The sequence below is a fragment of the Pseudoalteromonas phenolica genome (assembly GCF_044788725.1).
In the GTDB taxonomy this organism is placed as follows: Bacteria; Pseudomonadota; Gammaproteobacteria; order Enterobacterales; family Alteromonadaceae; genus Pseudoalteromonas; species Pseudoalteromonas phenolica_C.
The window spans coordinates 3377094-3402690 of the sequence record NZ_CP173161.1 but is presented as its reverse complement, the minus strand read 5'-3'; the positions used below and the strand labels follow the sequence as shown (position 1 = coordinate 3402690).

The following is a 25597-nucleotide window of genomic DNA, read 5'->3' as shown; positions in this document are numbered from 1 at the left end:
TCGCTTGGGAGGATGATATGGCTCAAACAGCAAAGAAAGAGACTAAGAAGCTGGTTACTGCAGAAACAGAAGTTGAAGAAGCAGTACTAGATGATGAAAAAATGGAACTTTTGGAAGATGTCGAAACGGAAGATGATGTTTTTGCAAAAGAAGAAACCGTTAAAAACTTAGATGCAACGCAATTGTATTTAGGTGAAATTGGTTTTTCCCCTCTATTAAGTGCAGAAGAAGAAGTTTATTTCGCTCGAAAAGCACTTAAAGGCTGTGAGGCTTCTCGCAAACGCATGATCGAAAGTAACTTGAGATTAGTGGTTAAAATTGCTCGTCGCTATAATAATCGTGGCCTTGCACTTCTTGATTTGATAGAAGAAGGCAACTTGGGCCTGATCAGAGCGGTTGAAAAATTTGACCCAGAACGAGGCTTTCGCTTTTCAACCTATGCAACTTGGTGGATAAGACAAACCATCGAACGTGCGATTATGAATCAGACTCGTACGATTCGCCTTCCTATCCATGTTGTTAAAGAACTCAACGTATACCTTAGAACAGCTCGTGAATTGACACAAAAGCTAGACCATGAGCCAACTGCAGAAGAAATTGCAGAATGTCTTGATCGTCCAGTTGAAGACGTCACTAAAATGCTTCGCCTGAACGAAAAAATCACCTCTGTTGATACGCCAATTGGCGGTGAGAATGACAAAGCGCTACTAGATATCATTGCTGATGAGAAAGGATTTGGTCCTGAAAATGAAGTACAGAATAATGATATCAACAAGCATATTGTTGATTGGCTCGGTGAGCTTAACCCTAAGCAGCGTGAAGTGCTAGCAAGACGTTTTGGTTTATTGGGGTATGAACCTTCAACACTAGAAGATGTCGGCAGAGAAATCGGTTTAACACGCGAGCGTGTAAGACAAATTCAAGTCGAAGCTCTTAGACGCTTAAAAGATATTCTGCAGCATGAAGGTCTAAATATAGATAGCCTTTTCGAGCAGCAATAAGCTTAATTTAAAAATAAAAAACCACTTCAATTGAAGTGGTTTTTTATTATCTATAAATGTCTGATTAATTGAGCAAGCCTTTTAATTTATAGAGTAACTCATGTGCCTGGCGAGGAGTCAGATCATCAGGATCAATTTGCGCAAGTTGTTGCTCAACTTCAGACTCTTGCTTAACAGGCTCTAATGGTAATTGACCTTGTGATTGAGCGGCTGGCTTTTGTTCGTCAATCACACTTTCATGTTGTTCAAGGCGTTTTAACTTCTCTTTTGCCATGGCTAAAACGGGTTTTGGAACACCAGCGAGCCCTGCGACTTGTAAACCAAAACTTTTACTCGCAGCCCCATCTAATACCGTGTGCTTAAAGGCAATTGTATCGTTGTGTTCTACCGCATCTAAATGCACGTTTACAAGCCCTGTTTGTTGCTCTGCAAGCTCAGTTAGCTCAAAGTAATGTGTTGCAAAGAGGGTTTTAGCATTGAGCTTACTCGCTAGGTAGTCAGCGGTTGCATAGGCCAAAGATAAACCATCGTAGGTGCTGGTACCGCGGCCGATTTCATCCATTAACACTAGAGAGTTCTCGGTCGCATTGTTAAGGATCGTGGCGGTCTCGGTCATTTCAACCATGAAGGTTGAGCGACCAGAAGCAAGGTCATCACTTGCGCCAATACGTGTAAATATACGGTCAATGTGGCCGATACGCGCTTCACTTGCTGGTACATAAGAGCCAATGTGCGCCATCAAAGTGATAAGCGCCGTTTGGCGCATATAAGTCGATTTACCACCCATGTTAGGACCCGTGATGATCAACATTTTACGTTGCTCATTGAGTTTCACTGGGTTAGCAATGAATGGCTCTTGACTAACATGTTCAACAACTGGATGACGACCATCTATGATGTCTATACCACTTTCTAGCGTTAACTCTGGTTTGCAGTAGTCGAGCGTTTGTGCACGCTCAGCTAACGTATTTAATACGTCTAAGTCAGCGAGTACTGCAGACATTAATTGTAGTTGCTCTAGGTAAGGCGCAATGTATTCGAATAACTGCTCGTACAATTGTTTTTCAAGTGCAAGGGCTTTGCTCTGACTACCCAATACTTTGTCTTCATGCTCTTTTAGTTCAGGAATGATATAACGCTCGTTGTTTTTAAGCGTTTGGCGACGAATATATTCAGGTGGCACCAGGTGAGAGTTAGCGCGGCTGATTTCGATATAAAAGCCATGCACCTTGTTGTAGCCAATTTTAAGTGTGCTTATTCCAGTGCGCTCACGTTCGCGCAATTCTAACTTCTCAAGAATATCTGTTGCACCTTGGCTCAGTGCTCGCCACTCATCAAGTTCAGCGTTATAGCCAGTAGCAATTACGCCGCCATCGCGGATCAGCACGGGCGGATTATCAATAATCGCTTGCTCTAAGAGTGACTGTAGCTTAGGCAATACAGGAGATTGATCGCAGATCAATTTTATACGAGGATCGGCTGCCTCATCGAGTAAAGCATGCAGCGGTGCAAGGGCTTGTAAGGCACCGCGTAAACGCGTTAAGTCGCGAGGGCGGGCAGTACATAGCGCAAGACGAGCGACCACGCGCTCAATATCGCCAATATGTCTTAAGCTGTCATAAAGCTCCATACAAATTTGGCTGTTGATTAAGCTTGCAATGGCATTTAGTCGGGCATTTAATTCATTGCGATCACGTACCGGTGTATGAATACGGCGCTTTAATAAACGCGAGCCCATCGGTGTCGCGGTTTTATCTAATACTTGTGCTAGGGTGTTTTCAATCCCGCCTGATAGGTTGACTGTCAGCTCTAAGTTTTTACGCGTTGCCGCATCTAGGATCACCGCATGTTCGTTTTTCTCAAGGGTAATGGCACGAATATGTGGCAGAGCAATGCGTTGTGTATCTTTAACATATTGCATCACACAGCCAGCAGCGATTAATCCTGTATGCGCTTTATCAACGCCAAAGCCGATTAGATCTTGTGTACCAAACTGCTGACAAAGCAAATGTTTTGCAGTATCTAAATCAAATTCCCAATCAGGGCGACGACGACCGCCTTTGACTTGCTCAAGTAAAAACAGATTCTGGAATGATTCAGGATAAAGTAATTCAGCAGGTTGCAGGCGCTGTAGCGTCGAAACCAATGCTTCATCGGTGTTTAATTCAACAATGTTAAAACGGCCTGAGTTGATATCAAGATAAGCCACACCGTATTGGCCTTGTTTATTCTGATAAACGCTGGCAAGTAAGTTGTCTTGTCGCTCTTGTAACAAAGCTTCATCACTAACCGTACCTGGTGTGACAATACGCACCACTTTTCGCTCAACCGGCCCCTTGCTTGTAGCAGGATCGCCAACTTGCTCACAAATCGCCACTGACTCTCCCATTTGCACTAGTCGAGCAAGATAATTCTCTACTGCATGATAAGGTACACCGGCCATTGGAATGGGGGCGCCGCCCGCTTTACCACGATGAGTTTGTGAAATATCGAGTAGTTGTGCGGCACGAATCGCATCGTCAAAGAACAATTCATAAAAGTCACCCATGCGATAAAACAGTAAAATGTCTTGATGATCCGCTTTGATCCGCAGATATTGCTGCATCATGGGAGTTTGTTGTTTTATAGTATGTTCTGAATATAAATCTATCGACATGCAATGACCTAAAAGGATAATGATGGAGCTACAGCAACAAGTGAGTACTCTAGCGTCAAAGTTGGGCGCTATTTTAGCTGATAAACGACTGACGATCACTACCGCTGAATCATGTACAGGCGGAGGAGTGAGTTATGCGCTTACCGATACATCGGGCAGTTCACGATATATTGACCGCTGCTTTGTCACCTACAGTAATGAAGCTAAGCAGGCATTGCTGGGGGTAACTGAAAGTACCTTACAGGAACACGGTGCAGTCAGTGAACAAACCGTGTTAGAAATGTGTGCAGGTGCCGCCAAGGCTGCCAATGCAGATCTTGCGATTGCAATTTCGGGAGTGGCAGGGCCTACTGGTGGTAGTGATGAAAAACCAGTAGGTACTGTATGGTTTGGCCTGTATTTGGCGGGAAAACAGCACACTTATCATTGTGTTTTTGCCGGAAATCGAGCTGAAATTAGAGAGCAAGCCATTGTTTTTTCATTAGAAAAGTCAATTGAGCTATTAAATTCATAAAAATATGCTTGATACTGTAATTTCATACAGTATACTTACTGGCATTACGCAAGATTGGAGAAGCAAATGAACGACAATAAACAAAAGGCACTAGATGCCGCGTTATCACAAATTGAACGCCAATTTGGTAAAGGTTCAATCATGAAACTAGGTGATAGCCAAGCGTTAGATATTGAAGCAATTTCTACTGGCTCACTAGGTATTGATATCGCATTAGGCATAGGTGGTTTACCAACTGGTCGTATTGTCGAGATTTATGGTCCTGAATCATCAGGTAAAACTACGCTTACTCTTCAAGTTATTGCAGAAGCGCAAAAGCAAGGCAAAACATGTGCATTCGTAGATGCTGAGCATGCATTAGATCCAGTCTATGCTGAAAAGCTGGGTGTTAACGTTGACGAGCTACTTGTTTCTCAGCCTGACACGGGTGAGCAAGCATTAGAAATCTGTGACATGCTGGTTCGTTCAGGTGCAGTAGATGTGGTGATTGTTGACTCGGTAGCAGCACTAACACCTAAAGCTGAAATTGAAGGTGATATGGGTGACACGCACGTTGGTCTTCAAGCACGTCTTATGTCGCAAGCATTGCGTAAGCTAACAGCGAATATTAAGCGTTCAAACACGCTTTGTATTTTCATCAACCAAATCCGTATGAAGATTGGTGTGATGTTCGGTAACCCAGAAACAACAACAGGTGGTAACGCACTTAAATTCTACGCATCAGTACGTATTGATATCCGTCGAATCGGTTCAGTGAAAGATGGCGATGAAGTAGTTGGTAACGAAACTCGTGTGAAGGTCGTTAAAAACAAAGTTGCACCACCGTTTAAGCAAGCTGAATTTATCATCATGTATGGTGAGGGTATTTCTAAGCAAGGTGAATTAATCGACTTGGGTGTTAAGCACAAGCTAGTTGAGAAATCAGGTGCTTGGTATAGCTATAACGGCAGCAAGGTTGGTCAAGGTAAGTCTAACTCTATCAAGTTCTTAAAAGAGAATCCTGAGATCGCAGCTGAGATCGAAGGTAAATTGAGAGATATGTTATTACTGCAAGCGACAATTCAACCTGAAGAAGGTGAAGATAAAGGCTTAGCCGAGTCAGACGCTGAATTTTAACATTCATTAGATTCAAATCAGAATATCAAACAACATCTCCAAAGCCTGCTTAGCAGGCTTTTTTATTATCGGTCCTAAATCAATGGTCTCGAATAAAATCTACGAGCTCTGAATCCTCACCAACAAATATTTCTTGCCCTGCAGATGTTACTTTATGCCATGCTTATCTAGCATAATATGGCGACGGTAAATCTCAGAACTCGCTAATTTCGTTCAATGAGCTAATACAAAAGCGCCTACTTTAGGCAATAATTTTTTATGTTGAGTGCTCAATAATTCGAGCTGAGAAAAGGTCGTTTTTACTTGTTAATATGCCATAGTCAGTTCTATAGACGAGTTCTAATTTACAACCGCTTTGAAAGGCTGAAGCTATCACTATAAGTGTTAAAAGTGCCTCATTTATACCCACCCTCTTAATTAGACTATCTATTTTTAGGCAAGTAAAACTTATCGATAACGAGACGAAAATTTTGCTATTTAGTTGTTCTAAATAAAAATTTCGACGAGGTTGGCGTCTGTTTTAATCCCTCAAAATGATTAAATATTATTGAGGGGTGGTATTAAAACCTAAGTTAACCAAGATTTGACCGCGGTGAATAGATAACAAACGAATACAGTACAACTTTATTTAAAAGCGTTAGTTATACATTTTAAAAAAACCTATACAAACTGATTTTAGCTTAAATGTGTTAATAAAACTTATTCTAAAAGCTGCTAGATAGATTGGTCTCAAAGGGCTTGAACTGGCCTTATTGAATTTGCGTATTTGGTCCAAATGTAGGTAAGTCTAGCTATAAAAAAGCCGAGCTGAGCTCGGCTTTAGTATAAGAGACCTAATAAGTGGGGATGAACTTATTTATATTGCGCGTCTAGTGTTACACCAGAGAACGTGCTGTAAGCTCTTAAACCAATGTGCCAAGTGCCTGCCTGAGGGTTAGTGAACGTACATGTTTCAGCGTTACCACTCTTATAAGGACGGCAGTCATAAGTTGATGTTGTAGGTTGGCTACCTTGTCTTACGTAAAGGTCAGCATCACCTGAACCACCAGAGATAGTTACAGTAAAGCTTGTCATGCCTGCTGGGATATCAACTGTTTTATAAACCCAGTTGTTGCGACTTGCAGAAAGGTTGCTTTCAGTGATACCACCTGGTTGAGGACCTGTAGCACCTGTAGTTAAGTCACCTTGTAAGCTAACACCTGTGTATGCAGAGTAACCTTGAAGCATTACATGGTAAGTACCTGCAGTTGGGTTATCAATTGTACATACTTCGTTATTACCACCTTTGTATGGGCGACAATCGTATGAAGATGTCGTTGGCTTGCTACCAGCTTTAACATAAAGGTCAGCATCACCAGTACCACCACTCATAGTGAAAGTTACTTTACTCGTGTTAGCAGGGATTTCCATTGTGTAGAAATCTTGACCGCCTTGCGCGCCGCTTAGGCCTGTTTTAGCTTCGCCATCAGCAAGTACTTTGTCGCCAACAGGAGGCTGAACAACACCACCTGAAGCTTCAGCAACTGCAGCCGCCGCATCGATAATACCAGTACCACAGCTAGTACAAGTTGCACCGAAGCTCTTAGTCGTATTTTTAAGGATAGCTTCAACTTCATCTGGCGTTGCAGAAGGTTTAGCTTGCTTGATAAGAGCTGCTACACCCGCAACGTGAGGCGCTGCCATTGAAGTACCTTGAGAGTAGTGGTACGAATCAGAGCTAGGACCTGTTGAACCTGAGTTATGTGTAGAAAGAACACCTTCAGGGTCATTTGCAAAGCTTTGAGCACCACCAGGCGCTGCTACGTCAATGTTCGAACCATAGTTTGAGTAGTATGCACGACCACCGTTACGACCAACTGATGCAACGTTTACTACGCCAGAACAGTTACCTGGGTTGTAGTTTGCAGAGTTATCGTTATCGTTACCTGCCGCGATTACAACAACCGTGCCGTTTGCACGAGCTTGGTTAATTGCATTTTGCGTTGTTGAGCTACAAGAGCCGCTGCCACCTAGACTCATGTTGATTACGTCAGCTGGGTTAGCATTTGCAGGTACACCTGATACCGAACCACCAGAAGCCCAGATAATACCGTCAGCGATATCTGAAGTTAAACCACCACATTTACCAAGTACACGTACAGGCACAACTTTCGCATCGTAAGCAACACCCACAACACCTTCGCCGTTGTTAGCCACTGCCGCTACCGTACCTGCTACGTGAGTACCGTGCCAGCTAGAGCTTTGAGCACCGTGTGTGTAACCACATTCGTTCGCAGAAATAGCATCACCTGGGTCACGTGCATCAGAGTCACGACCGCCGCCATCGTTCGCTACCATAGTGTTAGAGATCATGTCATAACCCGGTAGGATGTTCGCGTTTAAGTCAGCGTGAGGACGGTAACCAGTATCAAGTACAGCAACTACCACACCAGCACCTGTTGCGCTGTCCCAAGCTGCTGGCGCATTAATACCTGCAGTGTTTTCAAAGTAGTGCCACTGATCAGAGTACTGAGGATCGTTTGGTGTCGCTGTTGGTTTTAGCATTTGGTCGATTTCGATATATTCAACGTTACCAGATGCTGCGATTTCTTGCATTAATGCATTAGCTTCAAGAGCTGAAAGCTTTTTATTAACACGCATAACGTGGTGGTTGTTTAAAGCCATCGCACGAACGTACTGAGGTGTTACTTTTGCTTTCTTACTTTTAAAATTCTGTACAAACGCTTTTGCGCGTTGATTCATCATTGCTGGAGACATTTCGCCAAGGTCAGCAGACATCAGCATTTGTTGTTCTGAACTGTCTTTATACTTGATGATGAACTGAGTACCTAAAGCAGATTGATTCTTTAATTTAGCCGCTGTTTGGTTTACAGACGGAGCATTGAATTGGTCTAAAGAAGGTAAAGCTGAAACCGAACCTGCTACCATAGCAGATGCCATTGCAAGGCTTAACGCGCCTAATTTAAATGGTGTTTTTATTGTCATAATAGTTTCCCAATAGTCACTTGTTGTTTTTCTTCGCCAAACTGCGGCGAGGAAGAAAGGTAAAATAAAAGTTAACAAAGTGAAAGCGGAAGTTTGGTTATTTAGATATACGCTATGGTTATAAATAGATGGATAAACGGCTCGATAAATTATAAAGGCATTGATTGTTAAGGTTTTTTTAAGATTTAATTAAGTTTTAGAGTTTTCACTAGTAATGTAAATATATGTAAATGGTTAGTAATTTAGTGTTAATTTTATGCTTGATTGCACAAAAGAACCACCATCAAGGTATAATCCTCCCCGATTTCGGCTAAACAGAGAAAAATATGTTGCAATACGATGTGGTAATTATTGGTGCGGGGGCTGCCGGTTTAATGTGTGCGGCTCAAGCAGGTTATCGAGGTAGACGTGTAGCTGTCATTGACATGGGTAAAAAGCCGGGCCGTAAAATCTTGATCAGTGGCGGTGGACGTTGCAATTTTACGAATGAAGGTGCCAGTCCAACAAATTATCTGTGTGGCAATCCTCACTTCGTTAAATCTTGTTTAAGCCGTTATACCCAACATGACTTTATAGAGCTTGTTGAGCGTCATGGGCTTGCCTACCATCATAAAACGCTTGGTCAGCTTTTTTGTGACAATAGCGCACAAGATATCGTTGATATTCTTATGACAGAGTGTGAGTGGGCGGGCGTAGAATTACATCTCAGAAACGAAGTCTTAAATGTCTCTGAGCTAGCAGAAGGCGGTTATCAGGTAACAACCTCAGATAATGTATTTTCTTGTGAGTCATTAGTTGTGGCCTCTGGAGGATTAACCATGCCTAAACTCGGTGCAACACCAATAGGCTATAAAATTGCGGAACAATTTAATCTCAGGGTGTTGCCGACGATGGCGGCGTTAGTGCCTTTTACCTTACATGATCATGACAAAGCACGATTTGATGGTCTATCAGGTGTAAGCATTCCATGTTTGGTCTCGAGTGACTGCGGTACTGAGTTTAGAGAAAATATTCTATTTACCCACCGAGGTTTATCTGGTCCTGCTATTTTGCAAATCTCTTCATTTTGGCGAGCAGGACAAGCGGTGACGATTAACTTATTGCCAGATCTTCGATTAGATGAAGCTATTCATCAATGGCGCAAAGAGCAAGGCAGTAAGTCTTTAAAGAATGTCTTGTCTAATATTTTGCCAAAGCGTTTTGTTGAAGTGCTGATCAACGAACAAGCCATTCCTGACAAAGCATTGAATCAATTAACACACACAGAAATTGAAGAAATAGCAAGATACATTCACCAGTGGCAAATCAAACCTAATGGTACAGAAGGTTACAGAACTGCTGAGGTGACTTTAGGCGGTGTAGATACCGATGAGTTAAGCTCAAAGACATTTGAATCGAAAAAGCAAAAAGGCTTGTACTTTATCGGTGAAGTAACCGATGTGACTGGTTGGCTCGGAGGGTACAACTTCCAGTATGCGTGGAGCTGTGGTTGGGCGTGCGGGCAAGCATGCTAAACATGTGTAGGTAAAATAAAGATTGCCTAAGAAAAATAAGGTTTGCCGTGACCTTTGTCCAGGTAAGTTATAGTTTGCCAAGTAAGAACGGGAAAACTACACTTTTTAAAATAAGCATCTGATGGTAGCAATGATGGCTTGGTTTACCGTAAAGGATGTAAAAGGTGCAGAAGTTTTTAGAAGTGAGGAATTTGGTTTGAAAACCAAAAGGGTTCATCATCTTCTATTGAGAGTCAACTTTTCCATATCCTAGAACATCGGGATGACGTTATTGATATACGTGAACAGTTACCATTGATTCCGCTAGAACTGAGTTAGAAAATAGCAAGAACAATCGGTATGATCTGCTTTAATCAAACAGGGCACTTTAATAATGGAATATAATCCAATTATTAAGGTTTGAAATGACAAAATGAACAAACAGAAGTTACACAGCAGAATTTAAACAGAAGCTGTGGCAAAGGTAATCGAGCAAGGTTACTGCGCATCAAAGGCGTCCGCGTCTTTAGGCATCACAGATAAGTTACTTTATAACTGGAAACCAAGAAAATCTTCAAGCAAAGTAGAAGTAACTTGGGCTACAGAGAACTACGAAAACGGTTATGCAAAGAGGGCTTTAATGTCAGCGAGTTGCTTTCAAAGTCACAATGAAGCGTAAGTATAGCGATGCTATTGATGATAATCTGTTGAATCAGAATTTTAATCCTATTGCTCCAAATCAAATCAAGTCTGGGCTGGTGATGTAACTTACTTAAAAACAGGTGAAGGCTAGGTGTATCTAGCCATTGTTATGGACTTATATCCACGCCGTATTGTTGGTTGGCATATCGACAAACGGATGGAGACTGATTTAGTAAGCAAAGCGATGATTAAAGCCTATAACTTACGTCAGCCGCCAAAAGGCTTGGTATTTCACAGCGATAGAGGCTCACAATATACCAGTAAGCATTATCGTACACTGTTAACCAGCTACGGTATTCGAGGGAACATGGGCGATGTGGTAGCGTGTTGGGTGAGCAGTTCTTCGGCAGTTTAAAACACGATTGGTTGCTGAAAATACCACACGTGAACATATTAGAAGTGGTGTAATGGCGTATATGCGCCATTACAACTTAGAAAGGCTTCATACTGCTAATGGTGATCTGTCGCCAGTAGAGTATGAACAAAGTTCCTTAAGAAAAGTGTCTTGATTTAGTTGCGCGGAACATTATCAAGAAGTTAAACCACAAAAGACAATCATCTCATTTTGCTTACTCCAACTTTTCAAATTAAACATCTAGAATCACCACTATTGCACTTAACTATATGCCATCATTTGCTCTAGTTGCCATTACTTCTTTAAATTTGCGATAGCCATGAACAAAGGATGCAATACCTGGTGCACACAATGGATCTAAACGAGTGGAGGAGCAAACCTTGTAAAATGTGTCTTCATCTAAAGTAATTGGAACAATTCCATTATCAATTGTTTCCCAATTACCTATCTTTTTAAATGAAGGGAATTGTTCATTCGCCCAATCAACATCATGAACAATGATAGTACTCAAAATTTCAGGTCGCAGCCTATACAAATCTAAACACAACCCCGTCACATGAAATTCCGCCATTCTGCTTTTAAATAATCTTTCTAAGTGAGCTACTTCTGGATAAGCATAGATCTCTGTCAAATAGTTTTTCGAATGTGAACCAGTCAATTCTGGATATCCAAATATTTCTTCTGCTACTTCCCGTATCACTTGATCTTTAAAGTTTAATTCACTTTCATATTCAAAAGGGTTATTTAAAACTGGTTGAAACATACTTGCAGGTATGACGTGAGTTTCGTTGAAACTGTTAGCTTTAGGGGCCATTTTAGCTAACAACGCTTGATAGCCTTTTTGCGTATTGTAAATAAACAAACAGGCGCTCCCTAAAGAGTATTCACCTTTAGTAAAGTCATTATCGACAACAAGCTTGCTAATCTGCTGAGCCCAAAGTTTAAGGTTGGGGTTATTTATATAATCATTTATTTTTGGACTTTCTAAGCCTGGGTAACCACCTAGAATACTGTAAAAATGCTTGTCACAATAATACAATGCTTTGAAGTAGTTACTAACACTACATTCCAATTCCCCTGACTCTTGAGAAAAAGAACGCAAAGCGAATGTTGCAGCGTTGAAAATCCCCGGTTTATTTTTTTTCACCGCATTTAAAAAACTCTCTGGCGGCTCTTGGCTTTCTATATACACTAAGTTTTTACTAAGTGAGATATTTTGACTATTTGCCATCAAATCGATTGTAGGATAAAAGAATTCTTGGCCAGTATCAGGGTTTCTTACTTTTAGAAGTTTAGACTTAATAGTCTGGTACGCAGCTTCACCCACAAAGTTTTTGACTGATTGTATATGCAAGTCTAAAAATTCAGGCAGCAATCTTTCTTTATAATACGGAAGGGCCTCTGTCCCCATATTTTCAATCGCTTCATATTCATTTTCATTGCTAGTCATAGTACTTTTTATTAACCTATCATACTGCGTGGCTATAAGGTGCGTGGTCGTTTTCCTACTATAACGAGAATTGATGTATGGAAAATAATCAGTTAGGAGCTCATGTACGCTTTGTACTATTTTGTCCTTTTCTTGAATATCTTCAGACAAGTAGTCTTGCACTCGAGACAGCCTAAAAAAGCTATGTTTTCCCTCTGTTCCATCATTGATCCAGCGTTGATATGTCATTCTACTTACTGGCTTGTTAATACTATCTTGCAACTCAGCTTCGCACAGAGTTGGATCAATATTGGTAATAAAGTGATTCAGTCTCTCGGGTGTAAAATCATTTAATAGCAAACATATCTTTTGTGAAACATCCATTTTAACAGTTACCTCTTTTTTCTTAGCTGAATTATGTATTCATTTTGATGCCCATGACTCTTCAACCAACCAGCGCTATAATAATCAGTACTTCTATGGTTAAAAACGCGACTATGTTTATCAAGCAAAATTGCCTCTAAAACCATAATGCACAGCCTCTTGTAACACAATAAAAACAACAGAATTACATTCATGAACGCGCATGAACATTCGAATGTTTGCTCATGCGTTCATCTTTTTCATTTGGTATGTACAAGCCTAAAAACTTCTCATAATTTGAATTTATTGATTAAAAGCAGTCGCTCATAAATATGTGTGATTTGTTTTTATGTCATCGATTTCTGTCAATAAGTAAGGAGTTAAATTATGAGTTTTGATATTGCAAAAAATATAGGTTTACAACTATTTCCATTGTCTAACTTTAATTCACGTGAGATTGCCAACTTATATGCAGAAATTTGGCGAGATGGACCCTATAGCGAAGTTTGGACTGAAGATACCGCTCATCAAGCTGTTAGTTCAATGGGCGATAACTTACTGGTCGCTACATTCGACGACGCTATCATTGGCTTTATTGCCGGTTTTCCATTCATTCAAAGTCTAGAAAGTCATCCAGATTTTTTTTGCGCAACACCAGCTATACAGCAACTTGGCCTTGACGTGAAGAAAATTGATTATCTAGCAGAACTAGCTGTCATGCATTCTTATCGAGGGCTAGGTTACGGGGCTAGCTTATTACAAAGTTATGTAGACTATGTAATAGATAAAGGCTGTGAAGGAGTGTTGCTCCGCACACATGCGAGCAACAGAAATCCGGCGCTACCTTTATATAAAAATTTTGGTTTTACTTATCTAGTGGATCAAACAGGCAAACGAATTACCACAGAGGTTAACCACCCGCGATTAGGCAACATACCTGAAATAGATCATCGTCCATTTCACCTACTGAAACTCTAAATTAAATCAGGCGCTAGGAGTAATTATGCCAAGGATGGCATTAAAGCATTCAATAACGGATTGTCAAAAAAATTTAAGACAGTTTGAACATTATTTAAAATTTAAGAGGAAAGAAACATGGCTATTTCAGGCTTTGCAGAATATTTACCAGAAGAACAAATGTTAGCAGATAAGATAGAAGATGCGTTTCGTACAGAATGTGAGTTGTTAGGTGCTGTTCATATTGTTACGCCAGCTGTTGAACGAGTTAAAACCTTACAAGATAAAGGTAGTGATAACAAAGAAATATATCGACTTACTCGGCTGACGGATCCAGAAAAAGGTTTAAGTGATTTAGCTCTTAGATTTGACCACACAGTACCATTAGCAAGGTATGTAACTGAACATCAGCAAGATATATCATTTCCTTTCATGCGTTATGCGATCGATCCTGTATGGCGTGGTGAACGGGCCCAAAAAGGCAGGTATCGACAGTTTACTCAAGCTGATCTGGATGTGATTGGGGATGGCTCTTTATCACTCTTAAATGATGCACAAATGTTGGCCGTTATTTATAGAGTTTTTAGTAAGTTAAAGGTTGGGGAGTTTGTGATTTCTGTAAATAATCGAAAAGCATTAACTGGCTTTTTAAGTGGTGTTGGTTTTGCTGATGATCAAATTGGTGCCGCTTTAAAGATAATAGATAACCTTGAAAAGGTTGGTGAAGATGAAACTAGCCAAGCACTATTTGAATTGGTTGATGATGCGAAAGCAGTCAGAGCCACATTAGATTATTTCAATTTTTCAGGTTCACCTGAAGAAACGATAAATTATTTGATGGGGTTAAATTATAGTGACGAATTTACTGCTGGTGTAAAAGAGTTAAACGAAGTTATCGCTCACATACAATCTTTAGGTATTCCTGAATCGTTTTACAAGATAGATCTGTGTATTGCTCGTGGTTTGGATTACTACACAGGTACAGTATATGAAACTAGGCTTATCAAATATCAAAATATTGGCTCTATTTGTTCTGGTGGTCGATTTGATACTCTCCTTGAAAAATTAGGCGCAAAAAGGAAATTGCCAGGCGTTGGTGTGTCTATTGGGGTTACAAGGCTGCTTTCATCGCTATTTGAAAATAAAATATTTGGTATAGAAAAAGGTTTAAATAATACAGTTTTACTAACCGTATTAGATCCGCGTTACATAGAGAAATATTTGTCTATTGCAGAAATGCTTCGTGAAAATGGTATTCCAACTTTCTTGTATCCTGAGCCTCATAAACTATCTAAACAGTTGAAATACGCATCTAAGAAAGCAATGAAGTTGGCCATTATCGTTGGGGAAGATGAGTTTAAAAATGATTCTTTACTTATTCGTAACCTAGCTGAAGGTGAACAAGTAGAAATTAATCAGAGCGAACTAATTTCTTATTTACAAAAAGAGGAAAAACGGTTCACTTGATTTACCAAATAAACCCTTTTTAACTAGTTGCAGCTGAACTTTTGGAGAAATAAATCAAGGGTTCAGTCTGCTATTTTAACCCACCTAATTTAGTACAGCTCTTTTGTAGAAATTTATGGAGTCTCAAGAAAACTAATTGGTGTCATATCACCAATTGAGTCATGAGGCCGCTCATAATTATAAATATTTTTCCACTCATCAGTGATTTCACATTGAGACGGATATGAGCGAATAACGAACATTGATTCTTTATTACGGCGAAATATATTTTACTTTAAGGTTAATTTTGGCGAACTTTATTTTTCCTAAACTAAACAGTCTAATTTAGAGGGGAATCCCCCTCTAAATTGAGTTACTTTAACTTAGCGGCATTCTACTTCTGTTAAACATTCTTTAAGAAAAGTAGGGCACATCAAGTCTGTTATTCTGCACTCATTGACGGTTACTAAACAATTACGACGTGTTTCACCCCAACCGCCTGCAATATGAGGGGTATTCTCAAGACTGATTTGAGTCTGTGAACTTAGCTGTTTTAAATGTTTTTTATGTAAATTCAGTTTCATAACAATTTCCTTATGTAATACCATTTGTTGAAATGCTAATTGTAAAAATCTTGTTTAAAGCGTCTACATAATGAACACTGTTGTGTTTACCTGCAATAGGTAAAAAGTGATTAAATAATATTTAACTCATTATTCAATAATATTTAACTCATTATTCAATGCCATTGCCGCCGAACGGTTTGGCGCATTTAACTTTTCTAAAATCTTCGCAACGTGGTTTTTCACCGTATATTGGCTGATCCCTAAAATCATGCCAATCTCACCATTGGTTTTACCCGATGATATCCAATTTAGCACTTCTTTTTCTCGATCAGTAAGTAAGTGGATAGGTGAGTTATAAGCTCTCATAGACTCATATCTGAACAGTTGTGCTTTATGTAGATAAGGTAAAATGAGCTCGATTAGATAAGATGCTGGAGCCGATGTATTTGTGCGTTTATTATTAAAAGCCACCAAAGTGGCAAATCCTGAGTCTTGATTATCTAAATCATAAGTTGCGATATCAGATAATGGGTTTCTAGCCTTCGCATAACTTTTTAGTAAATTTACATTATTTAGTTTATTACAACTAATGTTTTTTTGAAGTTGCTGCTGTAAGTTTGGCGAATATGCGATTGCATAATCGGCTTTTACTGACCGGTTCGATTTATCTATTAGCGCGACATATAGTTCTTCTTTTTCAGCAAAAAACATAACCTCTTCAAAAATATTGAGATTAAAAGAACGGTCCTTTATGGATGTTTTTAACAGCTCTATGGCCTTTAAAATACTTGATAGCTCTTCAGTACAACCCAAAAACATGTGCATTCTCCTTAAAATACGATGTCAAGGTAATGAATTTATTCATATTAATTCTGCAGGTCTTGCAGTAAAAAAATTCATATTTAATTAATCGCGTGATTAATTAAAGCATGGATGCGGAATTGATAGCAATTAAAAGTGAAGAAATTGTGAATGAAAAAAAATAAATCGCCGATCTCGAGTAATTGTCATAAAGCTGAACGCGAAACGAGCAAAATAAGGCCGTATAGACGGGTAAAAGAGTTTTTTATGTTTTCGAACAACATAACTCAGTGAAGTCGAATTGATTAACAAAGGATGCTTGGCGCTTAAGTATAAATCATAGATGGTCCTATCAGACTATTCGAAGTTCAGACGTACATTGTTAGACTTAGCAGGGGCTTGAAAAGGATTAAGGTTTAATATGATTGAAAGATTACGGCGACCATCGTCATGGCCATTTTATTTTACTGTGCTGATTTATGCAGCGTTGATTTGGCTGCAAGGCCTTTCGAATTTATTGTTGCAAATAATTCATGAATTTGAGATTGCATTAACGATGGCATTGGGCTCTTTTGTGGCTGGTGGAACGGCGTTAGGTGGCGGAGCGGTTGCCTTTCCGGTGATGACCAAGGTCTTAGCCATAGAACCCGCGACCGCAAAAGTGTTTTCTCTGGCTATACAGAGCTTTGGTATGACTGCGGCAGCAATCACCATTTTTTGTCGTCGCATTCCTATTTATACCAACATCGTGTTTATGGCTTTGCCTATGTCTGCATTAGGTGTGGCAATCAGTTTATTGTATGTGGCTCCCTTCGCGCCGAGGCTTTTGGTTAAATCAATCTTTAGTTTTCTACTCTTGTGTTTCGCTATTACCATGGTGTTGCGCTGGTGGCGAAAAGCGCATCACCAACCCAGCGCGGAGCATATCAAGCCTAGCCTAGGACGATTTCTATTAGTTGGGTTTGTTGGCGGCATTGCTAGCGGTTTAGTTGGGTCTGGCTCTGATATCGCATTATTTGCTTTGCTGATCATTGCCTATCAAGCCGACATTAAAAAAGCCACTGCAACTTCTGTGGTGGTGATGGCATTTACTTCACTGGTAGGTAGCGCTATTAATACCTGGCATCTCAATACGATTACGCCAGAAATTGAACAGTATTTATTAGCTGCAATTCCCATTGTTGTCGTCGGCGCGCCGCTTGGGGCTTATGTGTGTTCAAAAGTGAAAGTTGGCCAATTAGTGAGTTTTTTGTTGTTGCTAATAAGCCTAGAAGTATTTTTTACGGGCTATGAGTTATGGCAGCAGTAATCACAACCCTTAAATAGCGAATTCAATAAAGATAATTAGCGTAAGTAATTATTGTATAAATAAAAAAACAAACTTTAGTTGACGAAATATTGAACTTTATATTTAATTAACCAAATGGTTAATTAAATATAAAGAGCATAACATGACGACAAAAGTAGGCAGAGGAAGGCCGGTTTGCGAAACCAAAAAAGCGGAGCAAAGGGCTAAGCTGATTATCGCTGCACAGCATTTACTCAATGTGAAATCGTACAGTCAGATCACCATTCGAGAAATTGCAGCTGAGGCGAAAGTAAATTCAGCGATGATCAAATATTACTTCGAGAGTAAAGAAGGTTTATTCGTTGAATTGATCCAAGCCTTGGCCGATGAACACTTTTCTCAATTTGGTGATTTGCATGCACAGGCTCGCCCTGTTTATCACTTTATGCGTAAATTTAATCAAATCCTGCAAACGAATCCGGGGTTTGTGCATTTATTAGCGGAAGAAATTCTCAATAAAACCACGCCATTGGCACAGGCCTTTATGAGTGCATTTCCAGAGCGAGTGTCGCAATTTTTACCTGAGTTAATTAAACAAGAAGCTGGCATTGATAACCATAAAAAAGCCAAGTTGGCGGCATTTTCACTAATGACACAACTGGTCTCGCCTTACATTTTTAAAACACTACGTCAGCAAGCCTGGCAAATCGAAGACGCCGACATACAAAGCGAACAGCGTGTGAAGGAATTATATCTGCAGTTTATTTTTGGTTTAAAGGAGCAACAAACCCATGAGGTGGAATTTTAGTGCAAGAAGGAATTTGCCTATCGCGGTTGCGATTGGCGTTCTATTAGTAGTCATCATAGTTAAATTAAATGCGTCAATGCAGCATCAGGTAGTGACTGATGACGGTCAATTGGCGCATTATCAGTTGCTCAAGCAGCAAGCGATAAGGCCTGAAATAGTGGGCTTTGGGCGTGTAGAGCCAAACGTACAATTTAATGGCATTGCCGAGGTGTCGGGTAAAATCACTTATATGCATCCTGCACTTAAAAAAGGTGAACTATTTGAACAAGGTACCTTGCTGTTATCGATTGACGATAGTGATTACCAACTACAGTTGGCGAAAGCCAATGCCAATTTAGCCACTGCACAGGTGCAACTTGCTGCTAAGAAAACTGCGCAATTAAATAACGCCCTCGATATCAAACTTAGTCGTAATAAGCTGCAAATAGCGCAAAGCGAATACGACCGCTTAGCGCGTTTACTTAAGCAAAAAAGCATATCTCAAAATGATCTTGATAGAGCCCAGCAACAAGTGCTCTTGCAGCAACAAGATTTACAGCGCAATGAAAATGCCAAGAGTTTATTGCCATTAGAGATCAAAGCATTGCAAGCTGGTGTTAACAAAGCTGAGGCGGATGTGAAACAAGCACAGCTTGCCATTGAACGTACACAAGTTCGTCTGCCATTTACAGGCCGTATTCATAAAGTGAATGTTGAGCAATCGCAATGGGTCACCATGGGCATGCCAATATTTAGTGCCAGTGATGTGGCGCAAGTACAAATAAACGCTCAGTTTACTTTTGACAGCTTCCATCAATTTACTGGTTTTTTTAAACGTCCACCTAATATCAATACAGTATCAGCGCAGGGCATGGCCGCTTATTTTGCTGAGCAAGGTTTGCAAGCTCAGGTAGAGTTATTGGGTCATGAAGGTATGCGCTGGCCGGCTAAAATAGCCCGCATGAGCGATGAAATAGACCCACAAAGCCAAACGGTTGGGGTGGTTGTTACCATTGACGATAGTTATAAAAATATTGAGCTTGCTAATAAGCCGCCTTTACTGGCTGGTATGCGTGCAAAAGTGTCGCTCTTAGCGACAGAACAAAATTTTATTGCCGTGCCAAGAGCGGCTGTAAAAGGTCGTTATGCGATATTGGCCGATGCGCAAAATAGATTACAAAAGCTCGATACGCAGGGCGCGTTAAAACAGCAAAACTATTTCTTGTTTAAAGATGAGAATTTGCTGGGAGCAAAACTTATCACCACAGATCTGTTCCCTGTGATCGCAGGCAGTAAATTACAATTGGTTCCAGAGCACACTGCAGTTGCGGCGTCATCCGTGAAGGAGCCACAATAATGATCCGCTTTTTTGCAGCGCACCCCACAGCAGCCAATATTTTAATGCTGCTATTTATCGTGATTGGCTTAGTCAGTTTGCCGCAAATTCATCGTGAAACTTTACCTAAAATCAACCAGTACCAGCTCGATATCGTGGTGCCATACCCAGGAGCCAGTGCTGAAAACGTCGAACAAAAGATCTGTTTAAGTCTAGAAAGTGCACTAGATGGGATCAGTTTTTTAGAAGAAAAACATTGTGTGGCACGACAAAATGTTGGCCAGATGACGGTAAAAATGTTTGAGCAAGGTGACTTTGAACAGTTCAGTACTGACGTAAGAAACGCCATCGACACCATAGATGACTTTCCAGTGCAGGTTGAGCAATGGACCATTAACGAGCGAGGACGTACACAAGATGTGGTGAGTGTGGCAGTCACCACCCATGAAGCACTAAATGGCTCGAATAATGGTTTATCGCGCGTTGAGCTAAAAGCCTTAGCTGAGCAAGTTAAAGTCACTTTACTGCGCCATCCAGACATTCCGATTGTTGAAATCAATGATTTTTCTAAACATCAATTGCGCGTGACAGCATCACAAGACGCGCTGCAACAATACGGCATGAGTTTGCAAACCTTGAGTCAGCGTTTAACTGCACAAAATATCGAACTGCCGCTCGGTGTGCTCGAAACCTCAGAAGCCGACACGCAAATTCGTATTAAAGACGAACGTCGCTCTGCAGAGCAGTTGGCTGATGTTGTAGTGAGCACAGGCACGCAAGGTAATCACGTGCGCATCGCCGATTTAGGGCAGGTGAGCGATACGTTTGAACGCGATGAAAAGCAGATCTTTTTCAACGGTGCGCCTGCAGCCATTATCACCATTAAAAAGAACACCAACGAAGATAGCCTAAGGGTGTTACATGCCACCGAAGCGGTTTTGGCAAAGCTACAAGCCAGTTTGCCAAGTGGGGTGCATTTAACTTTGACCAACGACAACACTAGCTTAGTAAAAGACAGGATCAACTTGTTGATCACCAATGCGTGGCAAGGTTTGTTGTTGGTGTTTTTTGTGATGTGGCTATTTTTCTCTTTCAAATATGCGTTTTGGGTGGTGATGGGTCTACCTGTGTCATTTTTAGCGAGTTTCTTTTTAATGATGCACTTGGGGATCTCAATCAATATGCTCTCTATGGTGGCGCTGTTATTGGCGCTTGGGATCTTAATGGACGATGCTATCGTGATCGCCGAGTCTATTGGATCGCATATTGAAAAAGGCTTAAAAGTACAAGATGCCGTACTTCAAGGCACGAAAGTCGTCTTACCCGGGGTGTGTTCTTCTTTTGTCACTACGTTATGTATTTTTGTTGGCTTGATCTTTATTGAAGGCAATTTAGGACAGATCTTAAAAGTGATCCCCATTGTGCTTATTTCTGTTATCACCGTTTCTTTGATTGAAGCCTTCTTTATTTTGCCGAACCACTTAAGTCACGCCTTACAAAGTAAAAGCAAAGATGGAAAATGGGCGCAACGTGTTGGTGCAATTCGCGCTCGTTTTGACGCTAAGTTTACCCATTGGAATCAGCAGATATTGCATTTGAACCATGTGTTGATCCGCTATCGCTACTTGGTGTTTGGTACGGTGATCGCCACCTTTTTATTGTCTTTGAGTATGTTAATTTCTGGCGTGCTGAAATTTACCGCATTCCCTGATATTGATGGTGATGTATTGCAAGCGCGTTTGTTAATGCCAAATGGCACGCCGTTGGTTAAAACCCAGCAAACCATGCAAAAGATAGAGCAAGCTTTGGCGCGTACCAATGCAAAGCTCAGTGAACAAGAAGATGGCGAGTTGGTGATTGCCAGCACGGTGGTGTATGGGCAAAACCCAGACTACCAAGATCAAGGGGCCAACCTGGCCTATATTTCAGTGGATTTACTCAGTGCAGAGCAGCGCAATACCCACTTACAGGCTTTTTCGGATCTGTGGCGCAAAGAATTAGGTGATGTGCCAGAGGCGCTGAGTTTATCGTTCAAAGAGCCTAAATTGGGACCGCAAGGCAGAGCCGTTGATATTCGTTTGCAGTCTGACGACATAGAACAGCTGAGTCAGGCAGCCTACGAGCTAAAAAACTGGTTAAAGGGTTATCCTGGAGTGCAGAACATTACCGACGATTTGAGACCGGGCAAACCTGAGTTTACCTTGACGCTCAAACCGGATGCATTAGTTACGGGTATTACTTCTGCGGACATAGCTCAGCAACTTAGGCCAGCATTTCAAGGCAGCAAATTATCTGACATTCATGTTGGGCTCGAAAATTACGAAGTGACGGTAAAGCTGGCAGAGCAGAGTATGGACGAATACAGTGATTTTGATAACTTTCTGATTATTCATCCAAAAAGCCAAGTTGCCATTCCCCTTGCCGCGTTAGTTAATATCGAGCAAACGCGGGGACTTGCGGTGATCAATCGCGTAAATAATATGCCGACGGTCTCTGTATTCGCTGATATCGACAGCGAGCTTAATACCGCTTCTGCGGTGGTGAAAGATGTCGAAAAACGCTGGTTGTCTGAGCTTACTTCACGCTATCCAGAGATGACTTACAGTATTGAAGGTGAAGTCAAAAATGCGGGGATCACCCAGTCGTCTATGCGCCGCGCCATGTTACTCGGCATGATAGGTATTTTCTTGTTGTTGGCATTGCAGTTTCAAAGTTATGTTGAGCCACTTATTGTCATGGTGTCGATACCGCTGGCAATGATAGGAGTAGTGTGGGGTCACTTTATTATGGGCATTAACTTCTCGATGCCATCGCTTATGGGCTTTATTTCGCTGGCAGGCATCGTTGTGAATGACTCAATTTTATTGGTGCAGTTTGTGAAAAGCCGCGTTCAAGAAGGCTTCTCGGTGCACGATGCTGCGGCTCAAGCCAGTCACGACCGTTTTCGTGCGGTGGTGTTAACATCAGTAACTACAATAGCAGGTATGACGCCATTATTGTTCGAAACCAGTTTGCAGGCGCAGATCTTAATTCCGCTGGCGACCAGTATTGTGTTTGGTATTTTAGCCTCAACCTGTTTGGTATTGCTGGTGTTACCTTGCTTGTACAGCATTTTAGAAGACTTTGGGGTGGCAAAACCCTATCACAGTCATCATGGTATAGACTCAGGCGATGCGGTTAACGAGCACGAGTTAAGTGGTAATGTAAAAGCTTAAAGCGGTTGTAAAATCAATTTAAACCGAGTCACAAAATTTAAGGGCCACAGCGGGGCAAACTGCTGTGGCTTTTTTTAGTCTTTTTTAGCTGAGAAAAAAAGAGCCCTGACGGGCTCAAACACTAGGCTTAATTAGCTTGGTAAAATGTTGATTTAAAAGCTGTGGAACTTAAATAGCTTGAGAGCGACCTGATAGCTGTTTTATCAAATCAATATCGGTATTGCCTATCATGTCGATAGGCAGAGAGATTTTTTGATCTATGATCTTTTTTGCGGCCATAAAATCTTTTGCCGTGTTAATGCAATCTGCTGCGATGATGCGGCCTTGTTTTAAATACCACAATGAAAAACTGCTTGCTGAATGTTGACGTAATACGGTGTTGTCATAGCCATGATTTAAGCCTGCGATCTGAATTTTACAGTCGTATTGATCAGACCAAAACCAAGGCACTGACGTCACTGCTTGGTGTTTACCACATATAGTCGCAGCAGCGGTTTTTGCTTGTGCTAAGGCATTTGGCACAGATTCAATACGTGTCGCGGTACCACTGTGATGCTCAATACCTATGGTGCAATCGCCTGCAGCATAAATATTTTTATCTGTGGTTTGGCATAATTCATTAACCACAATGCCATTTTGCTCCACCAGTAATCCTGCTTGTTCAGCAAGCTCAGTGTTAATTTCGGCGCCGATACCAACAATGACTAAATCAGCATTAAAATACTGCTCAGGAGCGTCTAATTGGGTAAGTGTTTTACAACGCACCCCAGTCACGGTTTGCTCACCGGTGAATGCTAAAACTTGTGTGTTGGTATGTATTTCTACGCCATGTTGTTGGTGAAGCTGCTGATAAAACTCAGAAATAAACGGCGCGGTAACGCGAGCAAGCAATCTCGGCGCTTGCTCTAGTAGTGTTATTTGATGGCCCATTTTATTGAGTACAGCAGCGGTTTCTAAACCAATGTAGCCGCCTCCAACCATCACAATACGCTGTTTATCTGTGTTTAATTGTGCAGCTAATTGTTCAATGTCTTTCAGGGTTTTTATATAAAAAACATTATTTAATTCACTGCCTGAACAAGTGATTTTACGCGCCCGACTGCCCGTGCACAGTAGCAAGTGTTCATAGCTTAGACGCTCACCATTTTGCAGTACCACACTTTGTAAAGCGGGCTCTATTCTTGCCACTCGAGTGCGTAATTTTAGGGTGATGTTATCTTTTTGGTAGGCTTGCTCAGGTCTTATTAATAAGCCTTTTTCATCTACCTGACCCAATAAATAATTTTTAGAAAGCGGTGGGCGATGATAGGGCAAGCTGTGTTCATCACTGATCAAAACGATTTCGTCAGTCCAGCCTTCTTTCCTTAAACTAATACACGCTTGCGCGCCGGCATGTCCGCCGCCAATGATGATGCATCTTGCCATGATGTTATTCCTTAAATTTGTGGCTAAAGCTCAGATTATCCAAATCTAGTATTGAGATTCTGGTAATCTCACTTGCAAGCCATGGTGCTCATCAGACACTAAAACCTGGCAACTTAGACGACTTAACTCAGTCGGCTCTGAGACCATTTCTAGCATGTCTGCTTCACTGCTACTGGGTTCACTTACCTTGCCGTGCCAGTCGTCTGTTAAATAACAATGACAGGTTGCACAACTGCCCGAACCACCGCACTCAGCTTCAATGCCGTCGATCATGTTTTCCATCGCAGCTTGCATTAAAGAAGTCCCTGCTGGCACATCTATGGTGGTTTCATTGCCGCTAAAATCAATAAAAGTAATATCAGGCATAACAGCTCCTACATAGAAAAACGGCTAAGTTGATTAATTTCAGCCAAGATAGCCGCCGGATCGGCCTCTAGTTGACTGTCCATGGTGGTATTCCAGCGGTTTAAAAAGCCACAAATGGCGATGACCGCTGAGATCTCAATGACCGCCGCTTCACTAAAGTGTTTACCTAAGTCGTCATAATGGTGCTTTTCTAGGTGAGCAGGCGAGGTGCTTGCAGCAAATGCAAAGCGAAGTGCTGCGCGTTCAGCATCGTCATATAAAATGCTGCTTTCAAATTCAAATGCGGCCAACACCTTGGCACGATTCACATTCACGCGACTAGCGATATGCGAGAAATGCCCCTGACAATATTGGCACCCCGCAGCATTAGAACTAATGGTGGCAATCGCCCATTTTAGTTCTGTGCTGATGTGTTCAAATTGGTTTAAGCACCCAAACAACTGCCCAAATGCTTTAGCTAGCATAGGGTTTTTAGCCATGGTCAAAATGCCGTTTGGAATAAACCCTAGATTGTTCTCAATGCCCTGCAAAATGGGCTCTAACTCAGGAATATCAGCACGACTAACCGGGCTGACTAAGTGATTTTTAGTTTGCTGCATTGCAGTCTTCCTAACTGTGATAGCGAGCCATCAAGGTATAGCTAAGCGTAGAACATTCCTATAGTCCCAACGGACCAAGGCCATAGTCCACAGGGGCTATATGGCTATATCAACATTCCCTGTAAGGTTTTTAATAGATTCAAACTGAACCCGAACATTCGCGGCATCGCTTACTATTCAAAGCAAATAAGTCGTGG

General features: G+C 41.2%; 19 protein-coding genes and 1 pseudogene. 11 read left to right on the top strand and 9 right to left on the bottom strand.

The window, feature by feature from the left end:
* Nucleotides 1-17: 17 nt before the first annotated feature.
* Nucleotides 18-1001: an RNA polymerase sigma factor RpoS gene (gene rpoS / locus ACH784_RS15365; RefSeq protein WP_404391668.1), complete on the top strand. Its 984-nt coding sequence runs from the start codon at nucleotides 18-20 to the stop codon at nucleotides 999-1001.
* A 64-nt stretch (nucleotides 1002-1065) separates the two neighbouring features.
* Here rpoS and mutS read toward each other — a convergent pair whose 3' ends face one another.
* Nucleotides 1066-3657: a DNA mismatch repair protein MutS gene (gene mutS / locus ACH784_RS15360; protein ID WP_404391666.1), complete on the bottom strand. Its 2592-nt coding sequence runs from the start codon at nucleotides 3655-3657 to the stop codon at nucleotides 1066-1068.
* Between the two features lie 22 nt (nucleotides 3658-3679).
* Between mutS and ACH784_RS15355 the strand changes: the two genes are divergently transcribed.
* Entirely contained in the window at nucleotides 3680-4171 is a 492-nt protein-coding gene (locus ACH784_RS15355) for a CinA family protein (RefSeq protein ID WP_404395290.1), read from the top strand.
* A gap of 66 nt (nucleotides 4172-4237) precedes the next feature.
* Complete coding sequence (gene recA / locus ACH784_RS15350) at nucleotides 4238-5287, top strand: recombinase RecA (RefSeq protein WP_404391664.1); 1050 nt, start codon at nucleotides 4238-4240, stop codon at nucleotides 5285-5287.
* A gap of 852 nt (nucleotides 5288-6139) precedes the next feature.
* On the opposite strand, the gene ACH784_RS15345 is transcribed toward recA, so the two are convergent.
* Entirely contained in the window at nucleotides 6140-8272 is a 2133-nt protein-coding gene (locus tag ACH784_RS15345; RefSeq protein ID WP_404391662.1) for a S8 family peptidase, read from the bottom strand.
* Nucleotides 8273-8598: 326 nt separating this feature from the next.
* On the opposite strand from ACH784_RS15345, the gene ACH784_RS15340 reads away from it, so the two are divergent.
* On the top strand, nucleotides 8599-9786 hold the full coding sequence (locus tag ACH784_RS15340) for an NAD(P)/FAD-dependent oxidoreductase (protein WP_404391660.1): 1188 nt from the start codon (nucleotides 8599-8601) through the stop codon (nucleotides 9784-9786).
* A gap of 543 nt (nucleotides 9787-10329) precedes the next feature.
* Nucleotides 10330-10976: pseudogene (locus tag ACH784_RS15335) on the top strand (IS3 family transposase); the annotation flags it as partial.
* A 111-nt stretch (nucleotides 10977-11087) separates the two neighbouring features.
* Here ACH784_RS15335 and ACH784_RS15330 read toward each other — a convergent pair.
* A complete protein-coding gene (locus ACH784_RS15330; protein ID WP_404391658.1) occupies nucleotides 11088-12635 on the bottom strand; it encodes a hypothetical protein in 1548 nt (515 codons plus the stop codon).
* A gap of 366 nt (nucleotides 12636-13001) precedes the next feature.
* Here ACH784_RS15330 and ACH784_RS15325 point away from each other — a divergent pair, with 366 nt between their 5' ends.
* Both ACH784_RS15325 and hisS read left to right on the top strand, forming a co-directional pair.
* A complete protein-coding gene (locus ACH784_RS15325; RefSeq protein WP_404391656.1) occupies nucleotides 13002-13592 on the top strand; it encodes a GNAT family N-acetyltransferase in 591 nt (196 codons plus the stop codon).
* Nucleotides 13593-13709: 117 nt separating this feature from the next.
* Nucleotides 13710-15038: a histidine--tRNA ligase gene (gene hisS / locus ACH784_RS15320; protein ID WP_404391654.1), complete on the top strand. Its 1329-nt coding sequence runs from the start codon at nucleotides 13710-13712 to the stop codon at nucleotides 15036-15038.
* A gap of 113 nt (nucleotides 15039-15151) precedes the next feature.
* Here hisS and ACH784_RS15315 read toward each other — a convergent pair whose 3' ends face one another.
* The 3 genes from ACH784_RS15315 to ACH784_RS15305 all read right to left on the bottom strand — a co-directional run bounded on the left by ACH784_RS15315 (nucleotide 15152) and on the right by ACH784_RS15305 (nucleotide 16402).
* Nucleotides 15152-15280, bottom strand: coding sequence for an integrase core domain-containing protein (locus ACH784_RS15315; RefSeq protein ID WP_404391652.1), 129 nt, complete (start codon nucleotides 15278-15280; stop codon nucleotides 15152-15154).
* Nucleotides 15281-15400: 120 nt separating this feature from the next.
* Nucleotides 15401-15601, bottom strand: a complete 201-nt coding sequence (locus ACH784_RS15310; protein WP_404391650.1) for a hypothetical protein — start codon at nucleotides 15599-15601, stop codon at nucleotides 15401-15403.
* 129 nt (nucleotides 15602-15730) lie between these two features.
* On the bottom strand, nucleotides 15731-16402 hold the full coding sequence (locus ACH784_RS15305; RefSeq protein WP_404391648.1) for a response regulator transcription factor: 672 nt from the start codon (nucleotides 16400-16402) through the stop codon (nucleotides 15731-15733).
* Nucleotides 16403-16805: 403 nt separating this feature from the next.
* Between ACH784_RS15305 and ACH784_RS15300 the strand changes: the two genes are divergently transcribed.
* The 4 genes from ACH784_RS15300 to ACH784_RS15285 all read left to right on the top strand — a co-directional run bounded on the left by ACH784_RS15300 (nucleotide 16806) and on the right by ACH784_RS15285 (nucleotide 23010).
* Complete coding sequence (locus ACH784_RS15300; RefSeq protein ID WP_404391646.1) at nucleotides 16806-17693, top strand: sulfite exporter TauE/SafE family protein; 888 nt, start codon at nucleotides 16806-16808, stop codon at nucleotides 17691-17693.
* Nucleotides 17694-17835: 142 nt separating this feature from the next.
* A complete protein-coding gene (locus ACH784_RS15295; RefSeq protein ID WP_404391644.1) occupies nucleotides 17836-18480 on the top strand; it encodes a TetR/AcrR family transcriptional regulator in 645 nt (214 codons plus the stop codon).
* The gene (locus ACH784_RS15290; protein WP_404391642.1) at nucleotides 18464-19816 is read left to right on the top strand and encodes an efflux RND transporter periplasmic adaptor subunit; all 1353 of its coding nucleotides are present in this window, start codon (nucleotides 18464-18466) and stop codon (nucleotides 19814-19816) included. The genes ACH784_RS15295 and ACH784_RS15290 overlap by 17 nt, the downstream gene beginning before the upstream one ends.
* Complete coding sequence (locus tag ACH784_RS15285; protein ID WP_404391640.1) at nucleotides 19816-23010, top strand: efflux RND transporter permease subunit; 3195 nt, start codon at nucleotides 19816-19818, stop codon at nucleotides 23008-23010. The genes ACH784_RS15290 and ACH784_RS15285 overlap by 1 nt, the downstream gene beginning before the upstream one ends.
* A gap of 168 nt (nucleotides 23011-23178) precedes the next feature.
* On the opposite strand, the gene ACH784_RS15280 is transcribed toward ACH784_RS15285, so the two are convergent.
* From ACH784_RS15280 to ACH784_RS15270, 3 genes are read right to left on the bottom strand one after another with little or no spacing between them, the layout of a single operon-like run.
* Nucleotides 23179-24435, bottom strand: coding sequence for an NAD(P)/FAD-dependent oxidoreductase (locus ACH784_RS15280; protein ID WP_404391638.1), 1257 nt, complete (start codon nucleotides 24433-24435; stop codon nucleotides 23179-23181).
* Between the two features lie 45 nt (nucleotides 24436-24480).
* Complete coding sequence (locus tag ACH784_RS15275; RefSeq protein WP_404391636.1) at nucleotides 24481-24801, bottom strand: 2Fe-2S iron-sulfur cluster-binding protein; 321 nt, start codon at nucleotides 24799-24801, stop codon at nucleotides 24481-24483.
* An 8-nt stretch (nucleotides 24802-24809) separates the two neighbouring features.
* Nucleotides 24810-25400 carry a carboxymuconolactone decarboxylase family protein gene (locus tag ACH784_RS15270; protein ID WP_404391634.1) on the bottom strand — a complete coding sequence of 197 codons (591 nt, stop codon included), beginning with the start codon at nucleotides 25398-25400 and terminating at the stop codon, nucleotides 24810-24812.
* Between the last annotated feature and the right edge of the window lie 197 nt (nucleotides 25401-25597).

Excerpts from the sequence above, each read along its gene's own strand:
- rpoS (WP_404391668.1), top strand. The coding sequence starts at position 18 with ATGGCTCAAACAGCAAAGAAAGAGACTAAGAAGCTGGTTACTGCAGAA.
- mutS (WP_404391666.1), bottom strand. The coding sequence starts at position 3,657 with ATGTCGATAGATTTATATTCAGAACATACTATAAAACAACAAACTCCC.
- ACH784_RS15355 (WP_404395290.1), top strand. The coding sequence starts at position 3,680 with ATGGAGCTACAGCAACAAGTGAGTACTCTAGCGTCAAAGTTGGGCGCT.
- recA (WP_404391664.1), top strand. The coding sequence starts at position 4,238 with ATGAACGACAATAAACAAAAGGCACTAGATGCCGCGTTATCACAAATT.
- ACH784_RS15345 (WP_404391662.1), bottom strand. The coding sequence starts at position 8,272 with ATGACAATAAAAACACCATTTAAATTAGGCGCGTTAAGCCTTGCAATG.
- ACH784_RS15340 (WP_404391660.1), top strand. The coding sequence starts at position 8,599 with ATGTTGCAATACGATGTGGTAATTATTGGTGCGGGGGCTGCCGGTTTA.
- ACH784_RS15330 (WP_404391658.1), bottom strand. The coding sequence starts at position 12,635 with ATGGATGTTTCACAAAAGATATGTTTGCTATTAAATGATTTTACACCC.
- ACH784_RS15325 (WP_404391656.1), top strand. The coding sequence starts at position 13,002 with ATGAGTTTTGATATTGCAAAAAATATAGGTTTACAACTATTTCCATTG.
- hisS (WP_404391654.1), top strand. The coding sequence starts at position 13,710 with ATGGCTATTTCAGGCTTTGCAGAATATTTACCAGAAGAACAAATGTTA.
- ACH784_RS15315 (WP_404391652.1), bottom strand. The coding sequence starts at position 15,280 with ATGTTCGTTATTCGCTCATATCCGTCTCAATGTGAAATCACTGATGAG.
- ACH784_RS15310 (WP_404391650.1), bottom strand. The coding sequence starts at position 15,601 with ATGAAACTGAATTTACATAAAAAACATTTAAAACAGCTAAGTTCACAG.
- ACH784_RS15305 (WP_404391648.1), bottom strand. The coding sequence starts at position 16,402 with ATGTTTTTGGGTTGTACTGAAGAGCTATCAAGTATTTTAAAGGCCATA.
- ACH784_RS15300 (WP_404391646.1), top strand. The coding sequence starts at position 16,806 with ATGATTGAAAGATTACGGCGACCATCGTCATGGCCATTTTATTTTACT.
- ACH784_RS15295 (WP_404391644.1), top strand. The coding sequence starts at position 17,836 with ATGACGACAAAAGTAGGCAGAGGAAGGCCGGTTTGCGAAACCAAAAAA.
- ACH784_RS15290 (WP_404391642.1), top strand. The coding sequence starts at position 18,464 with ATGAGGTGGAATTTTAGTGCAAGAAGGAATTTGCCTATCGCGGTTGCG.
- ACH784_RS15285 (WP_404391640.1), top strand. The coding sequence starts at position 19,816 with ATGATCCGCTTTTTTGCAGCGCACCCCACAGCAGCCAATATTTTAATG.
- ACH784_RS15280 (WP_404391638.1), bottom strand. The coding sequence starts at position 24,435 with ATGGCAAGATGCATCATCATTGGCGGCGGACATGCCGGCGCGCAAGCG.
- ACH784_RS15275 (WP_404391636.1), bottom strand. The coding sequence starts at position 24,801 with ATGCCTGATATTACTTTTATTGATTTTAGCGGCAATGAAACCACCATA.
- ACH784_RS15270 (WP_404391634.1), bottom strand. The coding sequence starts at position 25,400 with ATGCAGCAAACTAAAAATCACTTAGTCAGCCCGGTTAGTCGTGCTGAT.